Here is a 21,224-nt window from a genome sequence, read left to right on the forward strand (position 1 = left end):
TTGTCACAAGTCGTGGGGGTTTATGGGGGAGTTGGGCGGGCTGAGCTGGGGCAAGTCCCATGTCTGACCAACCGTTCGGTTGTCTACCGCGCCGGTGGTCACAGCGGTGTTCTTAGGTGGCGTTAATCTAAATCGAGGTGTGCTTAGGGTGCCTGACGCCACACTGTGAGGATCATGCCCGCGGACACCACCCTAACCAGAGAGATTCAACAAAGTAGAAGGAGCTCGGAAGAGATCATGAGTATGTCATGGCTCGCCGCCCCGCCGGCGGCACCCCGAAAGAGTTCTGAGGAGATCAGTCGCCTCTATCCGCGTCTGCGGCTCCAAGTGTTCATGGGTATTTTCATCGGCTACGCCGGTTTCTACCTCGTGCGCAACAACATCTCGGCGGTTGCGCCGCTCTTGACTAAGGACAGCGGTATCGATGTGGTCGGTGTCGGCGTGATCGCCAATGCCGTGCTCTTTGCCTATGGTCTGTCCAAGTTCTTCTCGGCCATGGTCTCGGACCGCTCCAATGCCCGCTACTTCATGCCGCTGGGCCTGGCGCTCTCGGCGATCGTGAACCTCTTCATCGCCTTCGTGCCCTGGGTGTCTGCCTCGGTGACGGTGTTCGCCACCGTGATGTTCATCAACGGCTGGGTGCAGGGTATGGGTTGGCCGCCCTGCGGCCGCGTCCTCGTCCACTGGTTCTCCACCAATGAGCGTGGCTTCAAAACCTCCCTGTGGAACACCGCCCACAATGTCGGCGGTGCTGCCCTGCCCGCGCTGATCGCCTTGGGCCTGTGGATGTTCCCCGACACCTGGGAGGTGGCCTTCTGGGTGCCGGCCGTGGTGGCACTGCTCGTGGCCGCTATCGGCTTCCTGCTGGTGCGCGATCGGCCGGAGGCCGAGGGCCTGCCGCCGATCGAGGAGTACCGCAACGATCCCGCCAAGGTGGAAGCCTCCGATGATGATGGCATGAGCACCATGCAGCGGGTGTTCAAGCACGTGCTTACTAACCGCACCATCGTGATGCTGGCCGTGGCCAACGTCTTCGTCTACGCCCTGCGCTACGGCGTGCTCAACTGGATCACCGTGTTCTTGCACGATAAGCACCACGCCGAGATCGGCAGCGGCCTGGTGGGCTTCGCCACCTTCGAGCTCGCCGGCATCGTGGGCACTATCCTCTGCGGCCTCGTCTCGGACAAGCTCTTTAAGGGCTATCGCTCCGGCGCCGGCATGCTCTTCAGCGCCGGCGTGGTAGTGTGCATCCTCTTCTACTGGCTGCTGCCGGTGGGCACTCCGATGTGGCTGCTCATCCTGCTGGTGGGCATGATCGGCGGTCTCATCTACGGTCCCGTCATGCTCATCGGCCTGCAAGCTATCGACCTCTCCCCGCACAATGTGGCCGGCACCGCCGCGGGCTTTACTGGCCTGTTCGGCTACCTGTTGGGCGCCACGCTGGCCTCCACCGGTGTGGGCGTGGTGGTGAAAAACTTCGGCTGGGATGCCGCCTTCACCATCTTCATTGTCTTCGGCGTGATCACCGTGCTGCTATTCGCACTGGTGGGGCGCGATGAGCGGGCGCTGATGAAGGCCCACGCGGATAAGGTGAAGAACGCCTAGTTATTCTCCATCTCCACCACGGTGGTCGGGCCGATCTTGATGTCATTGGCCTCGAGGGCCTTGATCACCGCTACGATCGCCGCGTCCATGGACGCGACGGTCTCCATCTGCCGGGAGCCGGACCAGAAACGAATCTCCATGGTGGCCATTCCACCCACCACATCGCGAAGTACGGCCACCGGTTCCGGCTCATTGAGCACTGCGGGCTCGGCGTTGAGCGCCTCGATGGCGATCACCCGGGCCCGTTCATAGTCTTTGGGGTCGCGGATCTCTACATCGAAGGCGGTGCGCACCCACTCGTTGTGGGTTTGCACCGTGACCACCGAGGTGTGCACCGTGCCATTGGGGATGAGCACCTGGCGGCCATTGAAGGTGCGCACCGTGGTGGTGGAGAGATTAATGTCCGTGACGGTGCCGGAGATATCCTCGATCGCAATCTGATCGCCCACCACCGGCTTTTCCCGCATGAGAATCACTAGGCCTGCGAACATATTGCCCAGCACGGTCTGGAAGGCAATACCGGCGGCGATCGAGACCACGCCCAGGCCGCCGATGATATTCACCGGCTTGATCGAGGGGAAGGTGTAGGTGATGGCCACGCCAAACATTGCGATAATGACCGCCCAGCAGGCGATCTGGGCGAAAGCCCGCGCCGAGGTAGGCGCACGCCCTACGGTGATCAGCAATGGCTTTGCCAGCTTCAACACCACCCAGCCGAGCACGCAGCCGGCTAGGAAAATGAGGGTGCCAATGCCCACCTTCTCCCAGGTGAGCATGCGAACTGCTTCTTGAACTTGATCGGCGGTGACTCCGCCGCTGTCGGGTTGTTGCGCCACAATATCCGCAAGCATGGGTGCTAAACAGTCTTTCCTTGTAATCGATCGACGCCTGGTGGTTCTACGAGGCCTGCCGTGGGGGTGTGCTGATCTCCATACCGGCAGCAGCGAGGCGGCGCACAGCGGCAGCGCCGCCGCCGGTGGCGGGAGTAAGCACGCCGGCGGTGGCGGGGGAATCAGGATCCAGTAGCGAGAGCGCGATCTCGCTGATCATCAGCGCGGTGCCGGCGTAGCCTGGATCGCGGTCTAAGTGAATGCGCACACTGCTGCCGCCAGCACGCTCGGTGGTGGTGACGGTGAAACGCCCCGCGGCCTGCTGTGTATCGCTCGGGCCTTCACCGGGGGCGGGGAAGATGCGCTCCACTATCCGCTGGCCCCAGTCCCGTTGTGCGAGATAGCCGATGGTGCCCAGCACGGCCGTAAAGGCGAGGGCTCGCGGCCGCGAACCCAGATCGTGCACCTCGCTATAGCGAAAATCCGGGCCATAGCCCATGAGCCAGGCAGAGCGGCGCACCAGCCGCACGTTATAGCCGGCCATAAAGAAGGGGGCGAGGCTCTGGCCGCGCCCTAAGCGTGGGCGGGACGACGCCTCCTGCTCGGGGGATGGGCCGAAGAGCTCATTGTTCAATGCATAGGGGTGGCGGGCCGCGGGCCGCCCCGTGCGCAGGGAGTTGAGCATAGAGGCGATGGTGCCGCCAGAAACTCCGCCCACCAGATCCGAGACCACCATCTCTACGTGGCCCAACTGGCCGCCGCAGTGCTCGGCGAGGAGCCAGCAGGCAAGGTCGGAGGGGACGGAATCGAAGCCGCAGGAGTGCATGATCTTCGCCCCGCTTGCGGCCGCTACGTCATCGAGCTCGCACACGCTGTCCTGTACAAACTCGGCTTCGCCGGAGAGGTCTAGATAGTGGGTGCCGGCCTCCGCACAGGCGCGCACCAACTCCCAGCCATAGCGGGCGTAAGGGCCGACGGTCGTGATCACCACCCGCGCACTGCGGGCAAGTTCGGCCATGGATGCCGGGTCGCTGGCATCGGCGATACGCAGCGGCACCGAGCACTCGCCGTACAATGCGGCCAGCTTCGGCGCGGAGCGGCCGGCGAAACAGAGACGCCGATGAGAGGCGTGCTCGAGAAGATACTGGGCGACGAGTTTTCCTACAAAACTAGTGGCGCCAAAGAGAAGGATATCGCATTCTCGGGGCGGATTAGTGCTGCTCATAGTGTTTTTAGCTTATCAGCAGGGGTCGATAAAAAGGCGGAGAAATCGCCATTGGCTGATAGGATGGACACCCATGAGCCGACACCGGCACCGCCGTACAACCTTGACCCGACGCTCGCCGCTGGCGCTGTCCACGGCCGCGTCGGCGCTGTTGATTGGTGTCATCGCCCTCGTGGGCGGGTGGATGCGGCGCTGGATCAGCGATGATGGACTGATCGTTTTGCGCACCGTGCGCAATCTGCAGGCCGGGCACGGCCCGGTGTTCAATATCGGCGAACGAGTAGAAGCTAATACCTCCACGCTGTGGCAATACCTTATATATGCCGGCGCGCAACTTAGCCATGCCCGTCTCGAAATGGTGGCGCTGGTTCTAGCTCTAGGGCTGAGCGTGTGCGCTGGAGTGATCGGGGTGCTGGCCTCGGCGCGTTTTTATCGCGATCCCAACGTGATCCTGCTGCCAGTGGGCATGCTGGTGTATTTCGCGCTGCCACCGGCGCGCGATTTTTCCACCTCGGGGCTGGAGTGGGGGCTATCCATTTGCTATCTCGCGGTGCTGTGGTGGGCGGTGCTGCGCTGGGCCTTCGGCGAGCGTTCCGCTCCGCTCGTCGGTTTCATTGCCGGCGTGAGTTGGCTGGTGCGCCCCGAGTTGGCCCTGTACGGCGGGCTCGTGGGCCTAGTGTTGCTCGTGGCCTCGCGCGGCTGGCGAACCCGAGCCTGGGTGCTGGCCGCGGCGTTGCCGGTGCCGCTAGGCTACGAGATCTTCCGCATGGGCTACTACGGGGTGCTCGTGCCGCAGACCGCAGTGGCAAAATCCGCCAGTGGTGCCGAATGGGCCTCGGGGCTGAATTATCTGCGCGACTTCAGCCACCCCTATGTGCTGCCGGTGGCTCTGGCGGTGGTGGTGCTCATGGCCGGCACAGCCGCGGTGGGGGCCACCGCCCAGCGCCGGCCGCTGGTGGTTACTGCAGTCTTTATCGGCTGCGCGTTGCTTCATGTGCTTTATGTCCTGCGCGTGGGTGGCGACTTCATGCATGGCCGGATGCTGCTGCTTCCGCTCTTCGCCTTGCTATTGCCGGCGGCAGTGCTGCCATTGCGCCTTGAGCGCAGCCGCATCGCACTGGCGCTGGCGGTGCAGACGCTGCTGGTTGTGGGCTGGTCCGGCACCATTGCCTATCGCGGCCACCCCTGGGTGATTCCCGATAACAATACCCAGCTGGGCATCGTGGATGAGCGCGGCTTTTATTACAAGACCACCGGCCGCGACCCCAAAACCGAGCCGCTGCTAGTGGCGGAGAACTTTCTCACCTTTCCTAATATGGATGGCTTTGCCGAGGCGCTCCAGCTCTCCGAGCATGGGCAGGCGGCTGTGATTGGCTTCGCCATCGATCCGGACACAGATGAGCGCTACTGGGTGGCCTATCCCCGCACGGTGGGGCAGGGGGACTTCGATCGCTTCGCCCCAACCGTGAACTATGTGAACCTCGGCATGACCAGTATGAATTCCCCCTTGAGCGTGCGGGTGCTTGAGCCGGTGGGCCTCGCCACCCCTGTAGCGGCTCGCTCGCCGCGATTGGCAGGCGAGCGCATTGGCCACGATAAGTTGCTCGCACTGCCTTGGATCCTGGCGGAGTCCTCGGTGGACATTAAGCGGCTGCCACCGGAGGTGGATCGCGAGTCCGTGGAGGCTGCTCGGCACGCGCTGCGCACCCCTGAGTTCCAGGAGCTGGCAGCGAGCTATCGCGAGCCGATGAGCGTGCACCGATTCCTCGCCAATATCCGCTATTCCCTCAGCGGGGGGCGTACGTTTACGGTGGATGCGGATCCTTCTAAGTACAGCAATAAGCCCCTCAGCGATCAGCCCATCACGTGGGATCGGCCGCGCTCCTAGGGGATTGATGCGGCGGCAGGTGGGCGTCGATAAGTGCAGGCGTAGGTATTGATGCCCCTCACATTTTGTGCCCCGCCACGGGTGTGCGGCGGCGGAGGGCTGCGGTGGCGGCTATCGTTGATGCAGATAAACGTGCCCGAAGAATCGGAAGGCCTAAGAACTTTTTATGAGTGCTGAAACCAAGTCCCTCGCAGTGGAACAGCTGCAACGTGTGCTGCTGCCCAAGCGCGGCGAGCCGCGCGATGTGCGGATGCTCTACCTGATCGAATCGGAGCAAAACCCCGCCCGCGCCCGCTGGGACAGCCGCACCGCCGTGACGATCCCCGAGGGCTGCGAGGTCTCCTTCCAGACCTACTTCAATGCCTTCCCCGCCAGCTATTGGCGGCGCTGGTCGCAGCTGGATTCCGTGGTACTGCGCCTGGAGATGGATGGCGATGCCCGCATCGATGTCTACCGTTCGAAGATCGATGGTGCCCGTATCGCTGTCGATGGCGGGCTCAGCGAGGGCGGCGTGATCGAGCTTGAATGCTCCCTCGCCCCCTTCGAGGACGGCGGCTGGCTGTGGTTCGACGTCACCAGCGACAGCGAGGTGACCATCACCAAGGCTGGCTGGTACGCTCCCTGCGCCCCGCAGCCGCAGGTCATGCCCGATGGCAGCACCGTGGGCCCCTTCGAGCCGCGCGTGACCGTGGGCATTCCCACCTTCAACCGCCCCGCCGATGCGGTGGCTGCCCTCGAGGCGCTGGCCAGCGATCCGGACGTGGATGCGGTGATCGACACCGTCATCATGCCCGATCAGGGCTCTCAGCACCCGGCGGATGAACCCGGCTATGCCGATGCCGTGGCCGCCTTTGGTGATCGCTTCTTTGAGTTCCGCCAGGGCAATCTTGGCGGCTCCGGCGGGTACTCCCGCATCATGTACGAAGCCCTGGGCGGGGCCGATGGCACTGGTGCCGCCGGCGAGAAGAAATCGCCCTACATCGTCTACATGGATGATGACATTGCGATTGAGCCCGACTCGGTGCTGCGCGCATTGCAGGTGGCGCGCTACGCCACCTCCCCGATTCTGGTGGGCGGGCAGATGCTCAACCTGCAGGAGCGCTCCCATCTGCACTCCATGGGCGAGGTGATCGACCGTTCCATTTTCATGTGGACCTCCGCTCCCTTCGTGCACTATGACCACGATTTCGCGAAAAACCCGCTGAGCGATCGCGGTAGCTTCGGCGATAAGCCCGGCACCCCGAACTCCTGTGACCTGCACCGTCGCATCGACGTGGACTACAACGGCTGGTGGATGTGCATGATCCCGCGGGTGGTAGCCGAGGAGATCGGCCAGCCGTTGCCGCTGTTCATCAAGTGGGACGACGCCGAGTTCGGCCTGCGTGCCGGCAATCACGGCTATCCCACCGCCACCTGGCCAGGCGTGGCCATCTGGCACATGGCCTGGTCCGATAAGGACGATGCCATCGATTGGCAGGCTTATTTCCACCTGCGCAACCGGCTGATTGTGGCTGCCCTCAACCACGAGGGGTCCGTGGACGGCATCATCAAGTCCATGCGCAAGGCCACCCTTAAGCACCTCATGTGCTTGGAGTATTCCACCGTGGCCATCCAGAACGAGGCCATGAAGGACTTCTTGGCCGGCCCAGAGCGGCTCTTCGATATCCTCGAGTCCTCGCTGCCGCGCATTCAGAAGATCCGCAAGGACTACCCAGACGCGGTGGTACTACCCACCGCCGCTGAGCTACCCAAGGCCACCGGCATTCCTGGGGTTCCCACTCGCGACATCGGTGGCCGTCTCGCCCCGTTGAAGAAGGCGGTGTGGCTGGCCAAGGGCATCAAGCACTCGCTGTCGAAGGAGGACGACACCCACCACGAGGTGCCGCAGGCTAATCTCTCGCCGATTGAGGCCCGTTGGTTCTCCCTCTCGCGGGTGGATGGAGCCACCGTGACCACCGCCGATGGCAGGGGAGTGGTCTACCGCAAGCGCGACCGTGCCAAGGCTAAGGCCCTGCTCGATGAATCCCGCAGCCTGCAGAAGGAAGTGGCCGAGCGCTTCGATGAACTGCGTAGCCTCTACCGGGAGCACCACGAGGTGCTCACCTCTCGCGAGGCATGGGGGCAGATCTTCGATGAGTAAGGTCGAAGCAGACATTCTGGTGGCTATCCAGAAGCGGCTTTTCGACGCTCCCCTGGTGCTTCCCCTCGCCCGTGGCATGTCCCTTTTCGGCGAGCATGCCGCCGGTTGGATGGGCTCGGGGCTAGTCCTGGCCGCCGTGGATCAACGCCGCCGCGGCCGGTGGCTGGGGCTGAGTACCGCCGCTTTCTGCTCCCATGCTGCCAGTGTGATTATTAAGCGCATTGTGCGCCGCCGCCGGCCGCATGATGATCGGATCCGAATTGGCGTGGGCACCCCCTCGCGCTTAAGCTTCCCCTCGTCGCATTCGACCTCCACCACCGCCGCGCTGGCCTATGCCGCCCACGTCACGGGCTCGCCCGCGCCGCTGGTCGGGGTGCCGCTCATGATGGCCTCGCGACTCGTCCTAGGGGTGCACTATCCCACGGACGTGGCCGCTGGTGCCGCCTTGGGGTGGCTCAGTGCGGAGCTGGTGGAGACGCTGCTAGAGGACAAGCTGAAGGAGATAGTATGACGAGCGCCGAGGCCCACGAAGCTGGTCCCGCAGACCAGGACACCGGCCTAATCGGCTCAGAACCACACACCCGCGGCTTGGACGTGGGCTCCCAGCACCAGCCGCCCCGCAATCTGCTGGACGGCATGATCAAGGCGCTGCGCCCAAAGCAGTGGGTGAAAAACGTGCTCGTGGTGGCCGCCCCCTTGGCCGCCGGAGTGGAGGCCTTCAATGCGACCACCTTGTGCGATATCGTGATCGCTTTCGCCGTGTTCTGCATGGCTGCCTCCTCGATTTACTTGGTGAATGACGCCCGCGATGTGGAGGCCGACCGCGAGCACCCCGTCAAGCGTTTCCGCCCGATCGCCGCCGGCGTCCTGCCGGTGGGCGTGGCCTATGGCATGGCGCTGGCGCTCATTCTCGGCGCGGTGGGGGTCTCGCTGCTGGCGACCTCGGGCGCAAACCTCGCCGTGGTGGTGGCCGTCTACATTGTGCTGCAGCTGGGCTACTGCTTCGGTTGGAAGCACCAGCCGGTCATCGATATCGCGCTGGTGTCCTCTGGGTTCATGCTGCGTGCTATGGCCGGCGGTGTGGCCGCCAATATCGCCTTGTCCCAGTGGTTCTTGCTGGTGGCGGCCTTCGGCTCGCTCTTCATGGCCGGCGGTAAGCGCTATGCCGAGTACCTGCTGGCCCAAGAGACCGGGGCGAAGATTCGCAAGTCGCTGCAGGGCTACACCCCCACCTATCTACGTTTCGTGTGGCAGATGGCGGCCACGGCTGTGATTATCTGCTACGCCCTCTGGGGATTCCAGATGGCGCAGGCCTCTGATGGTGATGGTTCGGTGTGGTATCAGATCTCGATGGTGCCGTTCACAGTTGCCATCATGCGCTATGCCTCCGATATTGACCGCGGTGAGGGCGGCGCCCCTGATGAGGTGGCGTTGCGGGACCGGCCGCTGCAAACCCTGGCCGTGCTGTGGATCCTGTGCATTGTTTTGGCTGTCTACTTAGCCCCTGGAACCCTCTAAGGCGTGGGATTCCGCATACTCTTTTCACTTAAGAGGAGCTGAGTTGAATCTCAGCTTTCGGGCAGGATATGCGCAGTATCTGCGCTTTTAACTTACGGTTCCCTCGGCTTCCGGCGGCACTTTTCTTGTGGACGACCTGCTTTTCTATGGTGTAGCGTCTAGCTGTGTAACAAATGTGTCACGGTAATCGATTCATTCTGTGGACGCGCTACCCCTATGCCCATCGTGCTGTGGGGACGTAGGACGCCTAGCTGCCAGATGACGGGCTGGGTGCACGACTGACAGTGAGTTAAGACTTTTCTAGGAGAACCATGAATATTGCAGCCTCGCTGCGACGCAGTGGACGCACCATCGTCGCTGTGTTGTTGGCCCTCTGCACTGCGCTTGGTGTCATGGTGGCAACCAGCTCGAACGCCCAGGCCGGCAACCGTGACTGGTTGCGCCCCGACAGTACCGGGCACTGCGTATGGGATGGCGCCAAGCACTGGATTCAGCGGTGCGATGTCTACTCCTCGGCCATGGGCCGAAACGTTCCAGTGCAGATTCAGCCCGCGGGCCGTGGCGGCAACGCTGGCCTGTACATGCTTGATGGCATGCGTGCCCTTGATACGGACAATGCGTGGGTCTTCGAGACCGGCGCGCCGAAGCTCTTTCTTAATGACAACATCACTCTCGTGATGCCGGTGGGTGGCGCAGGCTCCTTCTATACCGACTGGCACGGCGATGCCACCATTGATCCCACCAAGTACGTGAACTACAAGTGGGACACCTTCCTCTCTCAGGAGCTGCCCAACTACTTGGCTGCTCACTTTGGTGTGGCTCGGAACAACAACGCCGTGATTGGCCTGTCCATGGGGGGCACTGCCGCCATGAACCTGGCTGCTAATCACCCCGATCGCTTCCGTCAGGTGGCATCGTTCTCCGGCTACCTGACTCAGACCATGCCGGGCATGGACATTCTGCTGGGTCTGGCCCTGCTGGATGTGGGCGGCTACAACATCATGAACATGTACTCCTCCTTGGTGGACCCCCGCCGCATGGCCGAGGACCCCTTCCTCAACATGGATAGGCTCCGCGCGAACGGCACCAATGTCTACATTTCGGCCGCCACCGGTATTCCGGATATTCGCCGCGGCTTGCCGCCGAATGTGATTGCCGCCGGCGGTTTGCTGGAGGCCAGTGCGCTGGCATCCACCCGCATGTGGGAGGCCAAGGCTCGTGCCTCTGGTTTGAACTTCACCACAAATTTCCCGCTCATTGGTATTCACGATTGGGCCCAGTGGAACTTCCAGCTGCACCAGTCTGAGGGCTGGATCTTGGACGGCATGCGCGCCCGCTAGCCCGCATCCGCACCGTGACACCACCCGCCTTCTGTGTTCGAGAGAGGCTCGGCCGCAGGAGGCGGGTTTTTTATGCCTAGCGTGCACTTTTTCCGCAGCGGTGGCGTGTCGCTGAACTTAAAGTCTAAAGTTATACTTAAACTAACTTCTCAATGCGCACCGAGCGTGCGCCGGAAGAGGGGAACTTCCGGCTCCGCCAGGTGGAGAGATCTGGGCCGATCGACACTGCCGCCCGTTTCTCGCATACACTAAGTCCACATTGCGTGCTCGCACCGTCTATCGCGGGCTGTCCACCATTAGCACTAGGTTTCACCACGCCGCTTAAAGGAAAGCACATGTTCAACTCGACTTCTGCTCCTCGCACTGGCACGTCGCGACGTTCCCTCAAGATTGCGCTCGCAGCCATCCCTACTTCGATTGCTCTTGCCGTCACCGTGCTGCCTGCCCCGCAGGCTCAGGCGCAGACGCCCGGCTCGAGCCTGAGCTCCTCCGGTTTTACCGATTCCTTGCGTCCCGAGGGCACTCCGCCGCGCACTCCGGTGCGCACCGAGTTCCCCGAGATCAACGGCCTGCCCGAGGGCGTGAGCGTGGACAAGGTGGAGTACCTGAGCGATCGTCACATCAAGATGTACATCAACTCCGCCGCAATGCCCGGCAAGCCGATCCCGGTGCAGGTACTGCTGGCTCGCGATTGGTATGCCAACCCGGATGCCACCTTTCCCTCCTTGTGGGCGCTCGACGGCATGCGCGCTCGCGATGATGAGTCCGGCTGGACCATCGAAACCGACATCGAGCAGTTCTACGCCGACAAGAACGTGAATGTGGTGATGCCGGTGGGCGGCGAGTCCTCCTTCTACTCGGACTGGCAGCAGCCGGACAACGGCAAGCACTACATGTGGGAAACCTTCCTCACCCAAGAGATGGCCGCAGTGCTCAAGGAGGGTTTCCGCACCAATGACCAGCGTGCCGTGGTGGGCCTGTCCATGGGCGGCACCGCCGCGTTCAACCTGGCACAGCACCGCCCGGACCTCTTCCGCTTCGCCGGTTCTTTCTCGGGCTACCTCGACACCACCACCATCGGTATGCCGGAGGCCATTACCGCCGCACTCGTGGATGCCGGCGGCTATAACGCCACCAAGATGTGGGGCCCTTTCTATAGCCAGGATTGGATCGACCACGATCCTAAGCTGGGTATCGAGGCCATGAAGGACATGAAGGTCTACGTCTCCGCTGGTTCGGGTCGGGCCACCACCGCCGCCGATCAGCAGAACTACGCCGGCCAGGGGCTGGAGGTCCTCTCCCGCCTGAGCTCTCAGACCTTCGTGAACAAGGCCAAGCAGGCCAATGTGGATGTGATCACCAAGTTCCGTGACTCCGGTGTGCACGCTTGGCCCTACTGGCAGTTCGAGATGAAAAACGCGTGGCCGCAGATTGCGGACGCTCTCGGCATGTCCAAGGACGATCGTGGCATTGAGTGCATCACCCAAGGTGCGATCGGCGAAGTGACCAAGTCGGGTCGCTGGGGCGATTGCGTGACCAACGAATACCCTGTGGCCGGCGGCGTGGCCCAGGACTTCCGTGACGGCCGTGCCTACTGGTCCGAGAAGACTGGTGCATGGGTGCTTAATGGCCGCATCAGCGCTCGCTATTCCGAGATCGGTGGCCCGAGCTCCTGGCTCGGCTTCCCGAAGACCCACGAGCTCCCCACCCCTGACAAGGTGGGCCGCTTCAACCACTTTGAGAATGGCTCCATCTACTGGACGCCGAAGACCGGCGCCGTGGCCGTGCCCGCCGATATTGTGCGCGAGTGGGGCAAGGGCGGCTACGAGACCGGCCGTCTGGGCTACCCGGTGGCAGAGCCTGTGGCCGTGGGCGATGGCCTGATGCAGCAGTTCGAGGGTGGCGTCATCGCCCGTACCCCGGACAATCGCACCGTCACCGTGATCGGTGCGATCGCCCAGAAGCTCAAGGATGCCGGACTGGGCGATGCCGGTATCGGCACCCCCACCGCCCCGGAGCGTCTCATTCCCGGTGGCGCCCTGCAGGAGTTCACCGGTGGCGTGATCTACTGGAGCCCCAAGACCGGCGCGCACATTATCAAGAACGGCCCCATTCGGGATCACTGGTCCCAGCAGAATTGGGAGACCGGCCCGCTCGGGTGGCCTACCGGTGACACCGAGGACATTCCGGCCGGTGGCCAGCGCCAGACCTTCGAGGGCGGCACCCTCGAGGCTGTCAACGGCACCGTGGTGAAGAAGTAAGCGACGAGGGAAAGGGCGACTACACCATGCTGAAACGTGCGGTTGTATGCCTCGCGGCACTGAGCGTGCTCGCCGGATGTGGCTCCTCCACCTCCGAGGCGCCGGATGACACCAAGGTGGAGTCCTTGCATCGCGAGCAGTCCACGGACGATAAGGACGCGGGCAAGGATAAGGATAGGAGCAAGGACGGAAAGTCGAGCGAGCCGAGCTCTCCCAGCGAGGAGGCTCCCGCTGACCAGAGTGCCCGCGAAATCGAGTCCATCCCCGGCGCCGAGCCGGGCGATCCCAAGGAGGTTGAGTTCTTCGAGGAGCTCAAGGGCATCGATGTTGAGGGGGTCGAGGATCAACTGGTGGCTACCGCCCAAGAGGTGTGCTCTGATGGTCGCGACTCGGTGCTGCTCAATGCTGTGGCCGGGCAGTTGGACCAGCAGGATCGTAGCGACCTCAACGTGGAGCAGCTGGCGGATCGCATTGCGGAAGCCGCTGAGAAGGCGTACTGCTAGAGCCCATGAAGAAGCTCCTCACAATCCTCGCCGTCGTCGTTGTGCTCGGCGTCATCTTGGTGGGCGTTGGCAATTGGCTCAGCGGCGACCACCAGGAGCCAGGGCAGCAGTCGCCTACCGCTGACTCCGCGAAGCCCGCCGATCCCGATGGCTGCCCCAGTGTGGAGTTCATCTCCGCCCCCGGCACGTGGGAATCGCGTGCGGACGATGATCCCGCGCATCCCAGCGCCAATGACATGTCCTTCATGCTCAACATCTCCAGGCCTCTCGATGAGGCTTACGAGGATTCGGATGTGAAGGTGTGGACCTTGCCCTACACGGCACAGTTCCGCAACATTAACGCGCTCACTGAGATGAGCTATGACGACTCTCGGACAGAGGGGATCGACCGGCTCAATGCCGAGCTCGTGGCCACCCATGAGAAGTGCCCGAACACGGAGTTCATCCTGGCTGGCTTTTCCCAGGGGGCGGTGATCGTGGGCGATATCGTCTCCGATATCGGCAATGGCCGCGGAGTGATCCCGGCTGATCGCATCAAGGGCGCGGCGCTCATTGCCGATGGGCGTCGGGAGCCTGGGGTGGGTGTGGTGCCCGGCACTCAGGTTGGTGGTGTGGGCGCGGAGATCGCCCTGCACCCGCTCAACGCTGTGGTGCAACCGGTGGTGCCAGGCGCCACGATGCGCGGTAGTCGTGCCGGCGGTTTCGGGGTGCTCAATGATCGCGTGATGGACGTGTGTGCCCCTGATGATCCGGTGTGCGATGCTCCGCGCGATGTGCGCAATGCGCTCGAGCGAGCTCGGGCGATGATCGAGGTCAATGGGGTGCATGCGTGGTACGCACAAAACGAATACGTGGTGCCCGGGACCACCGCCGATCAGTGGGCGGTGCAGTGGGCTAAGGATCTTATCGGCCACTGATAGCGCGCAGCTCCGCACAGCGGCGGCAGGGCAGGAACACGCCGAGCCGCCGCTTTTTGAATTTTTGCAACAAAAAGTAATAGTGTGGAAGCGGTAATCGACAATAACCACAGGAGCATCACGCGTTTATCGCGCGTGCATCATCGACAGGGGTAAGGCCAATGGATCTCAACGCCGTCTTGGGCAAGTTTTTTGATAATGAGGGCAATATCGTGTTGCCTCCCATGCTGAGTCTCGCGGGACTGGCTGAGATGTCCTACCAAGCGGGGGCCGCCCAAGGTGATGGCGATCGCGTGTGCCTGAGCTATTGGGACTTTAGCTCCAGCCGCGAGGGCGAGCTGATCACCTACACTCGGGCCCAGATCAACACCCGCATTAAGGCGGTGGCAGCGAGGCTGCAGCAGGTCGGTGGCCTAGGGGATCGCGTGGCCATCATGGCCAATAACAGTCCCGAGTACATTTTCGGCTTCCTCGGGGCGCTGTATGCGGGCACGGTGCCCGTGCCGCTCTACGATCCCACCGAGCCTGGCCACGCGGAGCATCTGCGGGCGGTGTTTGCCGACTGCGCACCGAGTATCGTGCTCACCAACAAGCGCACTGCGGCCGCTGTGCGCGGCTTCTTCGCGGAGCTACCCGGCGCCGAGCGTCCGCGCGTACTCACCGTGGATGCCCTGCCGGATTCCACGGCGGAGAAGTTCACTAATCCGATGGCCGATCCTCAGGCCATGGCCTCTCGGGCGGTGCTGCCGCTGGATATGCCGGCCTTCCTGCAGTACACCTCCGGCTCCACCCGCACACCTGCGGGCGTGGTGTTGAGCAACCGCTCGATCATCACCAACGTGCTGCAGATCTTCCGCGCTGTGGACATCAAGTTCCCGCTGCGCCTGTCCACCTGGTTGCCGCTGCACCATGACATGGGAATCATTTTGGCGATCTTCGTCACCATTCTGGGCCTGCCCCAGGAGCTGATGTCGCCCCGTGATTTTGTGCAGCAGCCTTCCCGCTGGATCAATCAGCTCAACCGCCGCGAGGGAGACCAGCACATCTATACCGTGGCCCCCAACTTCGCCCTTGAGCTGGCGGCCCGATACACCGATCAGGCGCAGGAGCTGGATCTCTCCGCCGTGGAGGGGCTGATCTGTGGCTCCGAGCCGGTCACTGAGGCCGCAGTGGAGTCCTTCCTCGCCGCTTTCGAGCCGCGCGGCTTCCGTCGCACCGCGCTGCGCCCCTCCTATGGTCTGGCCGAGGCTTCGCTCATGGTGTCTACCCCGCAGAGCGAGAACCGTCCGGTGATCAGTCATTTCGACCGCGCAGCATTGGCTGAGGGGCGTGCCGAGATTGCCGAGAAGTCGGATGCCACGGTGGCCTTTGCCTCCAATGGTGCGGCAGTACCTACTCAGCTGTGCACGATCGTTGATCCCGAGACCCGCACCGAGCTGCCCGATGGGGTAGTGGGCGAGATCTGGGCGCATGGTGACAACATGGCGCAGGGCTATCTGGATCGTCCCGAGGAGACAGTGGCTACCTTCCGCAATAGGTTGGCTGGGAAGATGGATAACTCCCGAGTACCCACCGCCCCGGAGGACGGCTATTGGATGGCCACGGGGGATCTGGGTGTGATGTTTGACGGCGAACTCTACATCACCGGTCGTTTGAAGGACCTCATCGTGATCGCCGGCCGCAACCACTATCCGCAGGACATTGAGTACACGGTGGCGTCGGCAAGCGAGCATGTGCGCCCCAACTGCGTGGCTGCCTTCGCCATCGACGGTGATGATGTGGAGAAGTTGGTGATCCTCGCCGAGCGTGACCTGCAGGCGCAGGCCGACGGCGATGAACAGGCCATTCGTGATATCCGGGCGGCCGTGGTGCAGGCCCACGGGGTGCAGCCGCACGAGGTGCGGATCCTCGCTCCCGAGGGCATCGCTCGTTCCTCCAGTGGAAAGATCGCGCGCAAGGTGAGCCAGCGCGAGTATCTAGCAACTATTTAGTAACATAACGGTAACGGCCGCATTCTGGCGGCTTCTCTCCGCGCCTGTCGCGGCGAACGCTGTTACTGTGGCCCTCCACCGGGATTCAGTGTGTTCCACCGGATCACGGCTGTGAGGGCCGTTTTCTGTCGTAGTTAAGGTGAGTTGTGAACGTGAACCAGGGTCAAGGTCCTATCTCCGTCAACGAGCTGTCGGCGTGGCTGACACGCTGGGTGGCGGAGAACACCGAGCTATCCGTAGACGAGGTGGACGTGGATACGCCCATGCAATCGTTCGGGCTCTCCTCCCGCGACGTGGTGGTGCTTTCTGGGGAACTGGAAAACCTCACCGGGGTGCAGCTTGATGCCACGGTGGCCTATCAGTATCCCACCATCCGGGCGCTGGCAGAGTTCGTCTGCTCCGGTGGCGCCACGTCCCAAGCTGGGGCTACTGCGGGGGGTGCGTCGGCCCATGATGCGCCTCGAGGCGGGGCGCTAAGCCGTGGTGCGCACGATATCGCCATTGTGGGCGTGGCCGCCCGCATGCCGGGCGCGCCCACTGCGGCGGCGATGTGGGAGCGCGTGATCGACGGTGAGGTGATGACGGGCGATCTGCCGCTGGGCCGCTGGTCCGAATACGCCGCCGATGAGGTCACCCAGTCTCGGCTGAGCAAGGTGCCCACCACAGGCGGCTATCTGGAGGATATCCAGAGCTTTGATGCCGAGTTTTTCGGCCTGTCTCCCGTGGAGGCAGCCAATATGGACCCGCAGCAGCGGTTGAGCCTCGAGCTCACTTGGGAGGCTCTCGAGCATGCCGGCATTCCGGCGAACACCCTGCGCGGCACCCGCACCGGGGTGTACATGGGTTCGTCCAATAATGATTACGGGATGCTGGTTGCGGCGGATCCGAACGAGATGCATCCTTATGCGCTCACCGGCACCGCCAGCTCGATCGTGCCGAACCGTATCTCCTATGCATTCGATTTCCGCGGCCCCTCGGTGAATGTGGATACCGCCTGTTCCTCCTCCTTGGTGGCGGTGCACCAGGCGGTGCGCGATTTGCGCACCGGCGATGCCGATACCGCTATCGCTGGTGGCGTGAATGTGCTGGCCTCGCCGTTTGTCTCTATTGCCTTCGGCGAGTTGGGGGTGATCTCGGAAGAGGGGATCAAGGCCTTTTCTGATGACGCCAAGGGCATCGTGCGTTCCGATGGCGCCGGGGTGCTTGTGCTCAAGCGTGTCGACGATGCCCTCGCTGCCGGTGACAACATCCTGGCGGTGATCAAGGGCTCTGCGGTGAACTCCGATGGACGCTCCAATGGGCTCACCGCACCGAACCCGGACGCACAAGTGGATGTGCTGCGCCGCGCCTATGCCGACGCCCAGGTAGACCCAGCGGCCGTGGACTATGTGGAAGCCCATGGCACCGGCACGATCTTGGGTGATCCCATCGAGGCCCAAGCCCTGGGCACGGTGCTCGGTGCCGGTCGCAGTGGCGCTGATCCGCTGCTGCTGGGCTCTGCGAAGACCAACTTTGGCCACAGCGAATCCGCGGCGGGTGCCGCAGGCATGATCAAGGTGGTGCTGAGCATGGTTCATGACACCGTGCCGCCGCTGGCCGGGTTCACCGCCCCCAATCGCTATATCAACTTCGAGGCCGATCACCTGGAGGCCGTGGAGGATCCCCGGGAGTGGCCCGAGTACTCCGGCCATAAGCTGGCCGGTGTGTCCGGATTCGGTTTCGGTGGCACCAACGCCCACGTGGTGGTCTCTGAGTTTGTCGCCGCCGACTATGAGCAGGAGCAGCTCTCGCAGCAGCCGCAGCTCGCCGGTGAGGGTGGGCTGGTAACGGTCTCTGGTTTGGTGCCCTCGCGCCGCAAGGCCGCAGCCGCCGCCCTGGTGGAATGGATGGATGCCCACCCAGAGGCCACCCCGGCGGAGGTGGCGCGGGCCACCGCCAAGCGCAATCATGGCCGTTCCCGTGCCGCGGTGGTGGCCGCCGATCACGAGGAGCTGCGCAAGCGGCTGGCTCTTGTGGCGGAGGGGAAGAAGTCGCACGGTATCGCCGTGGCGGATTCCCCTGCCCAGAACGGGCCTGTGTTCGTCTACTCCGGTTTCGGTTCTCAGCACCGCAAGATGGCGAAGGATCTGTTCAGCTCCTCGTCGCTTTTTGCCGAGCGGATCCGCGAGTTGGATCGGATTATTGCCTTCGAATCCGGCTGGTCCTTGGAGGAGCGCATCCTCAACGATGAGCTCAGCTATGACACCGAGACCGCGCAGGTGGGCATCACCGCCATCCAGATCGCACTCACGGACTACCTGGCCCAGCTGGGCGTGACCCCGGCGGCGGTGCTGGGCATGTCCATGGGTGAGATCGCTGCGGCCTATGCCGCAGGTGGTGTGAACGCGCACGATGCCATGGTGATTGCCTGCCACCGCTCGCGGCTTATGGGTGAGGGCGAGCGCTCCCTGCCCGAGGATGAGCTGGGCGCCATGGCGCTGGTGGAGACCGCCTCGGAGGATCTGCCCGAAGGTATCGAAGCTGCCGTGTACGCCGGTCCTGGCATGACCACGGTGGGTGGCCCGCGTGAGGCTGTTACCGCCTTTGTGGAGCAGCTGGAGTCCGAGGGGAAGTTCGCCCGCTTGCTCAACGTCAAGGGCGCTGGGCACACCAGTGCGTTGGATCCGATTTTGGGTGAGCTCTACGCAGAAACGGCCCATATTGAGCCGAAGCCGCTGACTATCCCGCTGTTCAGTTCGGTGGAGCGCGGCCGAGTCTTCGCTCCTGGCGAGGTGGTGCACGGTACTGACTATTGGGTCACCTGTACCCGGCATTCGGTGTGGTTCCAAGATGCCACTGAGCAGGCTTTTGCACATGGCTACGACACCTTGGTGGAGATCTCTCCGAATCCGGTGGCGCTCATGCCGATGATGAATACCGCCTTCACGGTCGGCAAGCCGGATGCGCAGCTGCTCTTTGTGCTTAAGCGCAAGGTTCCGGCGGAGGATTCGGTGCGCGAGACCCTCGCGAAGCTGTACGCCCAAGGCCAGCCGGTGAATGTTCGCGCGCTCTATGGCGATGGTCCCTGTGCGGAGATCCCCACCATGCGGTGGAAGAAGCAGCGTTATTGGACGGCGGCCCGCCCAGCCGGCGGCTCCCCGCAGCTGCCTGGCGCCAAGGTAGTTCTGCCTGACGGCTCGGTCGCTTTTTCCACCCAAGCGGACCTCGTTCCCAGCTCTCATGCGCTTATCGACGCCGCCGCCCAGGCTCTTCTACCCGGTGCCCGCGTGGTGGCCGTCGAGGACCGCAGCCCGCTGGCACCGTCCGGCGAGATCACCACCACGGCATCGACCTCTCTCGGTGGTGTGGATGTGCGGGTCTACGCCGTCGACGGTGGGGCCAGCACACTGGTGGCCGAGGGCTTTGCCGCCTCGCCGAGTATCGCCGGCGCGGCCGGTGAGACCGCCCAGGCGACGGCACCGGCCGCGCCCTCCCAGCCCCAGCGCCCCGGGGTGGAGGAAGCGGAGGTGGATGCCCAGGTGTGGGATCCGGCTTCTGGCGAAACCGTGGAAGAACGCCTCCGCATGATTGTCTCCGAGTCCATGGGTTATGACCTTGAAGATCTACCCGCGGAGTTGCCGCTGATTGACCTTGGTCTGGATTCGCTCATGGGCATGCGTATCAAAAACCGCATCGAGCACGACTTCCAGATTCCGCCCCTGCAGGTGCAGGCGCTGCGCGATGCCTCGGTGGCGGATGTGGTGCAGATCGTCAGCGATAAGGTGGCTGCTCGCGATAACGGCGCCGATGCCGTGGCCCAGCCAGTCCCGGCTGTGGCCGATTCCCCAGCCACGGAATCCGCGCCGGCAGCAGCGCCTACCCAGCAGGAGGGTGGCGTCGATAGGCCTGCGAGTGCTGAGAGCACCGGGGTGGGCGTGGCCCCGCGTGATGCCTCGGAGCGGCTGGTCTTTGCCACATGGGCCACTATCACGGGACGGGCGGCCCGCGGTGTGACGAGCCCGCTGCCGGAGATCAGCGAGGAGCAGGCCGAGCAGATGGCGGCCCGGTTGACCGAGCGCGGTGGGGTGGACGTGTCTGCCGATGCGGTGCGCGCAGCTGAGACTCTTGAGCCTTTGGCCAATATCGTGCGCGAGGGGCTCGAAACCGAGGTAGAGGGCAATATTCGCGTGTTGCGGGAGCGTCCCGAAGGCTCTGCGGCGCCGGCATTGTTCATGTTCCACCCGGCTGGCGGTTCCTCGGTGGTGTACCAGCCGTTGATGCGGCGCCTGCCAGAGGAGATCCCAGTGTATGGCGTGGAGCGGCTCGAGGGGAGTTTCACGGAGCGCGCCGCTCACTATGTGGACGATATTGTGGCCCGCGCCGATGGACATCCGATTGTGCTCGGCGGCTGGAGCTTTGGTGGCGCCTTGGCCATGGAAGTCGCCCGGCAGCTGCAGGGCAGTGCGAACGAGCCGAAACTGGTGGCGCTGCTGGACACGGTGCAGCCTTCGGAGAAGGCGCCGGACACCATGGAGGAAACGAAGGCCCGTTGGGGCCGCTATGCCGCCTTTGCGTCTAAAACCTATGGCATCGATTTCCCAGTGCCTTATGAGCTCTTGGAATCGGCGGGCGAGGAGGCGCTCCTGGGAATGCTCACAGAGTTCCTCGCCACCACCGATGCCAGCGAACACGGCTTGAGTGCTGGGGTGTTGGAGCATCAGCGCGCCAGTTTCGTGGATAACCGCATCCTCGATCAGGTGGATTTCCACACGTGGGCGGAGGTGAGCTGCCCGGTGGTGCTGTTCCGTGCGGAGCGCATGCATGAGGGCGCGATCGAGCTGGAACCGCGTTATGCTTCGATTGACGAAGATGGCGGGTGGTCGAGTATCGTGGACGAGTTAGAGATTGTGCACCTCAAGGGCGATCACCTCGCAGTGGTGGATGAGCCCGAGATTGCAAAGGTGGGCGCGCACCTAACCCGCCGTATAGATGAACTCGAGTAGCAAGAGGATAAACAATAGTGAATC

Annotated in this window: 13 protein-coding genes; 11 read left to right on the plus strand and 2 right to left on the minus strand. The window is 63.3% G+C overall.

The window, feature by feature from the left end; translation table 11 throughout:
• Positions 1-237: 237 nt before the first annotated feature.
• A complete protein-coding gene (locus tag CCICO_RS00850; RefSeq protein ID WP_026161252.1) occupies positions 238-1,605 on the plus strand; it encodes an MFS transporter in 1,368 nt (455 codons plus the stop codon).
• Here CCICO_RS00850 and CCICO_RS00855 read toward each other — a convergent pair.
• Entirely contained in the window at positions 1,602-2,456 is an 855-nt protein-coding gene (locus CCICO_RS00855) for a mechanosensitive ion channel family protein (protein ID WP_018018558.1), read from the minus strand. The two genes, CCICO_RS00850 and CCICO_RS00855, sit on opposite strands and share 4 nt — an antisense overlap.
• A 46-nt stretch (positions 2,457-2,502) precedes the next feature.
• A complete protein-coding gene (locus CCICO_RS00860; protein WP_018018559.1) occupies positions 2,503-3,660 on the minus strand; it encodes a saccharopine dehydrogenase family protein in 1,158 nt (385 codons plus the stop codon).
• A gap of 73 nt (positions 3,661-3,733) precedes the next feature.
• On the opposite strand from CCICO_RS00860, the gene CCICO_RS00865 reads away from it, so the two are divergent.
• The 10 genes from CCICO_RS00865 (at position 3,734) to CCICO_RS00910 (ending at position 21,200) form a co-directional block, all read left to right on the plus strand.
• On the plus strand, positions 3,734-5,548 hold the full coding sequence (locus tag CCICO_RS00865; protein WP_018018560.1) for an arabinofuranosyltransferase AftB family protein: 1,815 nt from the start codon (positions 3,734-3,736) through the stop codon (positions 5,546-5,548).
• Positions 5,549-5,714: 166 nt separating this feature from the next.
• Entirely contained in the window at positions 5,715-7,688 is a 1,974-nt protein-coding gene (locus CCICO_RS00870) for a glycosyltransferase (protein WP_018018561.1), read from the plus strand.
• Entirely contained in the window at positions 7,681-8,199 is a 519-nt protein-coding gene (locus tag CCICO_RS00875) for a phosphatase PAP2 family protein (protein ID WP_018018562.1), read from the plus strand. The genes CCICO_RS00870 and CCICO_RS00875 overlap by 8 nt, the downstream gene beginning before the upstream one ends.
• Complete coding sequence (locus tag CCICO_RS00880; RefSeq protein ID WP_018018563.1) at positions 8,196-9,206, plus strand: decaprenyl-phosphate phosphoribosyltransferase; 1,011 nt, start codon at positions 8,196-8,198, stop codon at positions 9,204-9,206. Before CCICO_RS00875 ends, CCICO_RS00880 begins: the two co-directional genes overlap by 4 nt.
• Before the next feature lie 311 nt (positions 9,207-9,517).
• Positions 9,518-10,546 (plus strand): alpha/beta hydrolase, encoded by a 1,029-nt coding sequence (locus CCICO_RS00885; protein WP_018018564.1) that lies wholly within the window; start codon positions 9,518-9,520, stop codon positions 10,544-10,546.
• Positions 10,547-10,881: 335 nt separating this feature from the next.
• Positions 10,882-12,807: an alpha/beta hydrolase-fold protein gene (locus tag CCICO_RS00890; protein ID WP_018018565.1), complete on the plus strand. Its 1,926-nt coding sequence runs from the start codon at positions 10,882-10,884 to the stop codon at positions 12,805-12,807.
• Between the two features lie 26 nt (positions 12,808-12,833).
• On the plus strand, positions 12,834-13,310 hold the full coding sequence (locus CCICO_RS00895) for a hypothetical protein (RefSeq protein WP_018018566.1): 477 nt from the start codon (positions 12,834-12,836) through the stop codon (positions 13,308-13,310).
• Between the two features lie 5 nt (positions 13,311-13,315).
• Positions 13,316-14,227 (plus strand): cutinase family protein, encoded by a 912-nt coding sequence (locus CCICO_RS00900; protein ID WP_018018567.1) that lies wholly within the window; start codon positions 13,316-13,318, stop codon positions 14,225-14,227.
• Positions 14,228-14,388: 161 nt separating this feature from the next.
• Positions 14,389-16,218 carry a FadD32-like long-chain-fatty-acid--AMP ligase gene (locus CCICO_RS00905; protein WP_018018568.1) on the plus strand — a complete coding sequence of 610 codons (1,830 nt, stop codon included), beginning with the start codon at positions 14,389-14,391 and terminating at the stop codon, positions 16,216-16,218.
• Between the two features lie 146 nt (positions 16,219-16,364).
• Positions 16,365-21,200, plus strand: coding sequence for a type I polyketide synthase (locus CCICO_RS00910; protein WP_018018569.1), 4,836 nt, complete (start codon positions 16,365-16,367; stop codon positions 21,198-21,200).
• The last annotated feature ends 24 nt before the right edge of the window (positions 21,201-21,224 follow it).

Source organism: Corynebacterium ciconiae DSM 44920 (genome assembly GCF_030440575.1).
GTDB classification, from domain to species: Bacteria; Actinomycetota; Actinomycetes; order Mycobacteriales; family Mycobacteriaceae; genus Corynebacterium; species Corynebacterium ciconiae.

What these genes read in the sequence shown, in the direction of transcription:
- CCICO_RS00855 (WP_018018558.1), bottom strand. Translation starts at nt 2,456, where the DNA reads ATGCTTGCGGATATTGTGGCGCAACAACCCGACAGCGGCGGAGTCACC.
- CCICO_RS00875 (WP_018018562.1), top strand. Translation starts at nt 7,681, where the DNA reads ATGAGTAAGGTCGAAGCAGACATTCTGGTGGCTATCCAGAAGCGGCTT.
- CCICO_RS00885 (WP_018018564.1), top strand. Translation starts at nt 9,518, where the DNA reads ATGAATATTGCAGCCTCGCTGCGACGCAGTGGACGCACCATCGTCGCT.
- CCICO_RS00905 (WP_018018568.1), top strand. Translation starts at nt 14,389, where the DNA reads ATGGATCTCAACGCCGTCTTGGGCAAGTTTTTTGATAATGAGGGCAAT.
- CCICO_RS00880 (WP_018018563.1), top strand. Translation starts at nt 8,196, where the DNA reads ATGACGAGCGCCGAGGCCCACGAAGCTGGTCCCGCAGACCAGGACACC.
- CCICO_RS00860 (WP_018018559.1), bottom strand. Translation starts at nt 3,660, where the DNA reads ATGAGCAGCACTAATCCGCCCCGAGAATGCGATATCCTTCTCTTTGGC.
- CCICO_RS00890 (WP_018018565.1), top strand. Translation starts at nt 10,882, where the DNA reads ATGTTCAACTCGACTTCTGCTCCTCGCACTGGCACGTCGCGACGTTCC.
- CCICO_RS00900 (WP_018018567.1), top strand. Translation starts at nt 13,316, where the DNA reads ATGAAGAAGCTCCTCACAATCCTCGCCGTCGTCGTTGTGCTCGGCGTC.
- CCICO_RS00850 (WP_026161252.1), top strand. Translation starts at nt 238, where the DNA reads ATGAGTATGTCATGGCTCGCCGCCCCGCCGGCGGCACCCCGAAAGAGT.
- CCICO_RS00865 (WP_018018560.1), top strand. Translation starts at nt 3,734, where the DNA reads ATGAGCCGACACCGGCACCGCCGTACAACCTTGACCCGACGCTCGCCG.
- CCICO_RS00895 (WP_018018566.1), top strand. Translation starts at nt 12,834, where the DNA reads ATGCTGAAACGTGCGGTTGTATGCCTCGCGGCACTGAGCGTGCTCGCC.
- CCICO_RS00870 (WP_018018561.1), top strand. Translation starts at nt 5,715, where the DNA reads ATGAGTGCTGAAACCAAGTCCCTCGCAGTGGAACAGCTGCAACGTGTG.